The sequence below is a fragment of the Neokomagataea anthophila genome (genome assembly GCF_018122595.1).
Lineage (GTDB): Bacteria > Pseudomonadota > Alphaproteobacteria > Acetobacterales > Acetobacteraceae > Gluconobacter > Gluconobacter anthophilus.
Genome location: NZ_JAGRQH010000115.1, coordinates 1 through 242 on the forward strand (window position 1 = coordinate 1; position 242 = coordinate 242).

The following is a 242-nucleotide window of genomic DNA, read 5'->3' on the forward strand; positions in this document are numbered from 1 at the left end:
GTCTTTTAGAGCGAAGCAAAGACTTATATCTAAAAGCACGTTTTTTAGTGTCTGTATGTCAGCTCGAAAGTGACAGCACGGCCCGCTGCAATGCGCGCATAGTTTGTATAAATGCGGTCATAGTAGCGCTTATTTGTCAGGTTCTGCAGGTTCCCTTGCAGATCAAGTGTACGGGTGATCTGATAGTCGTCAACCATGTCGAGGCGCACGTAAGATGGGACCCATGTTTGGTTGTTCACGTT

The 242-nt window shown here is 46.7% G+C and carries 1 protein-coding gene; it reads right to left on the reverse strand.

The features are described from left to right. Window positions 1–44: 44 nt before the first annotated feature. On the reverse strand, window positions 45–242 hold a 198-nt coding region (locus tag KB213_RS12260), incomplete at its 5' end, for a TonB-dependent receptor (RefSeq protein WP_211683532.1).